The sequence below is a fragment of the Neisseria sp. P0021.S005 genome, assembly GCF_051956955.1.
The window spans coordinates 1-3039 of record NZ_JBQCWY010000367.1 but is presented as its reverse complement, the minus strand read 5'-3'; the positions used below and the strand labels follow the sequence as shown (position 1 = coordinate 3039).

Here is a 3039-nt window from a genome sequence, read left to right as displayed (position 1 = left end):
GACGAATTGGTCGAAATTACCGGTGTTGACGAAGAAGAAGCCAAAAAAGTGATTTTGGCTGCACGCGAACACTGGTTTACTGAAGAAAACAACTAAGGGGGTACTGAATGAGTAATACAACCGTAGCGCAATTTGCCGCCGAACTAAACCGCCCCGTCGATGATTTGCTTAAACAATTGAAAGAAGCCGGGGTCAATAAAAACAGCGGTAATGACAGCATAACCACTGACGACAAACAATTGCTGACCGCTTACCTGCAAAAGAAAAACGGCAGCAACAGCGGCACCATCAGCATCCGCCGCAAAAAAACCGAAGTCAGCACCGTTGACGGCGTAAAAGTAGAAACACGCCGCCGCAGCCGTGCCGTTACTATTCCTTCTTCCGAAGAATTGGCAGCGGAAGCCAAAGCCAAAGTAGCAGCGGAAAACCAAAAAGCCGAAGCAGAAAAAGCAGCCTCCCAAGCTGCCGAAGAAAAAGCCAAAGCTGAAGCAGAAGCTGCCGCCAAAGCCGAAGCCCGTGCTAAAGCAGAGGCCGAAGCAGCCAGACTGAAAGCAGCCAAAACCGCACCAAAAGCGGAAGGCAAACCTGCCGAAGCCAAAAAAGAAGAAGCCAAACCGGTTGAAGCCGTAGAAGCCAAGGCCGAAGCAAAAGTTGAGGCTAAAGCAGACAACAAGCCGTCTGAAAAATCCGTTGAAGCTGAAAAACCAGCCGAAGCCAAAAAAACTGCCAAAGCCAAACAAGACAAAGGCGGCAAAGGCAAAGAAGCGAAAAAGGCAGCCAAACCTGTCGCTCCTGCCGTACCGCAACCTGTCGTCAGCGTGGAAGAACAGGCTCAACGCGATGAAGAGGCCCGTCGTGCCGCCGCCCTGCGTGCGCATCAAGAAGCTTTGTTGAAAGAAAAACAAGAGCGTCAAGCACGCCGCGAAGCCATGAAACAACAGGCCGCTCAAGACTCAAAACCTACGAAAGAAGCCAAATCAGGCGAACGCAACAAACCTGCCGAGAAAGCCAAAGCAGCATCCGGCGAAGGCAAATCCGAACACAACGTGCGCGGTAAAAAAGAAGACCGTCGTGAGCGTGATGAAGACATTCAAGGCCGCAATGCTAAAGGCAAAGGCGGCAAAGGCGGACGTGACCGCAATGCACGCACTGGCGACGACGAGCGCGTACGCGGCGGCAAAAAAGGCAAAAAACTCAAACTTGAGCCAAACCAACACGCCTTCCAAGCACCAACCGAACCTGTCGTACACGAAGTTTTGGTACCTGAAACCATTACCGTTGCCGATTTGGCACACAAAATGGCCGTTAAAGGCGTCGAAGTGGTTAAAGCCCTGATGAAAATGGGCATGATGGTAACCATCAACCAATCCATCGACCAAGACACTGCCCTGATTGTGGTGGAAGAACTCGGCCACATCGGCAAACCTGCTGCAGCCGACGACCCTGAAGCATTCCTGGATGAAGGCGTTGAAGCAGTAGAAGCCGAAGCATTGCCGCGTCCACCGGTTGTTACCGTGATGGGTCACGTTGACCACGGTAAAACTTCCCTGCTGGACTACATCCGCCGCGCCAAAGTGGTACAAGGCGAAGCGGGTGGCATTACCCAACACATCGGTGCATACCACGTTGAAACCCCTCGCGGCGTGATTACTTTCTTGGATACTCCGGGTCACGAAGCGTTTACCGCAATGCGTGCGCGCGGTGCGAAAGCAACCGATATCGTGATTCTTGTGGTTGCAGCCGACGACGGCGTGATGCCGCAAACCATCGAAGCCATTGCCCACGCTAAAGCTGCGGGCGTACCGATGGTGGTTGCCGTCAACAAAATCGATAAAGAAGCCGCCAACCCAGAGCGTATCCGCCAAGAGCTGACTGCGCACGAAGTCGTGCCTGACGAATGGGGCGGCGATGTACAGTTTATCGACGTTTCCGCTAAAAAAGGCCTGAACATCGATGCATTGCTCGAAGCCGTCTTGCTCGAAGCTGAAGTTTTGGAACTGACTGCCCCAGTCGATGCACCTGCCAAAGGTATCATTGTTGAGGCACGTTTGGACAAAGGCCGCGGCGCGGTTGCCACATTGCTGGTTCAAAGCGGTACGCTGAAAAAAGGCGATATGCTGCTGGCCGGTACTGCATTCGGTAAAATCCGTGCAATGGTTGACGAAAACGGCAAAGCCATCAATGAAGCCGGCCCTTCTATCCCTGTCGAAATCCTCGGCTTGTCCGACGTACCGAACGCAGGCGAAGATGCAATGGTGTTGGCCGACGAGAAAAAAGCGCGCGAAATCGCCCTCTTCCGTCAAGGCAAATACCGCGACGTGCGCTTGGCCAAACAACAGGCTGCGAAACTGGAAAACATGTTCAACAACATGGGCGAAAACCAAGCCCAATCCTTGTCTGTCATCATTAAGGCAGACGTACAAGGTTCTTACGAAGCTTTGGCGGGCAGCCTGAAAAAACTGTCCACCGACGAAGTGAAAGTGAACGTGTTGCACAGCGGCGTGGGCGGCATTACCGAATCTGATGTCAACTTGGCCATTGCTTCCGGCGCATTCATCATCGGCTTTAACGTCCGTGCAGATGCTTCCGCACGCAAACTAGCTGAGAATGAAAACGTGGAAATCCGTTACTACAACATCATTTATGATGCCATTGACGACGTGAAAGCCGCCATGAGTGGTATGCTCTCTCCGGAAGAGAAAGAGCAAGTAACCGGCACGGTCGAAATCCGTCAGGTTATCAGCGTATCCAAAGTCGGCAATATTGCAGGCTGTATGGTTACCGACGGCGTGGTCAAACGCGATTCCCATGTCCGCCTCATCCGCAACAACGTGGTTATCCATACCGGCGAACTGTCTTCTTTGAAACGCTACAAAGACGACGTCAAAGAAGTCCGCATGGGCTTCGAGTGTGGTCTGATGCTCAAAGGCTACAACGAGATTATGGAAGGCGACCAACTCGAATGTTTCGACATCGTCGAAGTTGCCCGTACTCTGTAATCAGACAGGCCGTCTGAAAAATCAGAAGCAGGTTTTGCAA

The 3039-nt window shown here is 52.4% G+C and carries 1 protein-coding gene; it reads left to right on the top strand.

The window, feature by feature from the left end; translation table 11 throughout:
* Nucleotides 1–107 precede the first annotated feature (107 nt).
* Entirely contained in the window at nucleotides 108–2999 is a 2892-nt protein-coding gene (gene infB / locus ACTHUE_RS14250; RefSeq protein ID WP_070695335.1) for a translation initiation factor IF-2, read from the top strand.
* Nucleotides 3000–3039: the final 40 nt, after the last annotated feature.